Origin of the sequence: Clostridium sp. ZBS15 (genome assembly GCF_023845705.1) — a bacterium.
Lineage (GTDB): Bacteria > Bacillota > Clostridia > Clostridiales > Clostridiaceae > Clostridium > Clostridium aquiflavi.
Map to the genome: position 1 here is coordinate 1 of NZ_JAMQHY010000155.1, position 327 is coordinate 327.

Annotated in this window: 1 protein-coding gene; it reads right to left on the bottom strand. The window is 35.2% G+C overall.

Annotated elements, in window-relative coordinates:
• On the bottom strand, positions 1–327 hold a 327-nt coding region (locus NG904_RS17730), incomplete at both ends, for a hypothetical protein (protein WP_252232880.1).

The following is a 327-nucleotide window of genomic DNA, read 5'->3' on the forward strand; positions in this document are numbered from 1 at the left end:
TCGGGGGGGGCCGTGTCCTTTAAAAAAAAAAATTTCTTCCTCCTCCACCTCCTTTACTTTTCTTTCCCCCCTCCTCTCCTTTTTCTCTTTTTCTCTCATTTTCTTCTCTTCCTCCCTTTTTTCTCTCTTTCTTCTTACTCTCTTCTTCTTTTTTTTCTTTTTTTTCCTCCTTTCTTTTTTTTTCTTTCTTTCTTCTTTTTTCTCTCTTTTCTCCTTTCCTTCTTTCTTCCTTTCTTTTTTTTCTTCTCCTCCCTCTTTCCTTCTTCTTTCTCTTCTTTCTTTCCTCTCTTTCTCTCTTCTTTCTTTTTCCTTTTTCTCTTTTCTTTT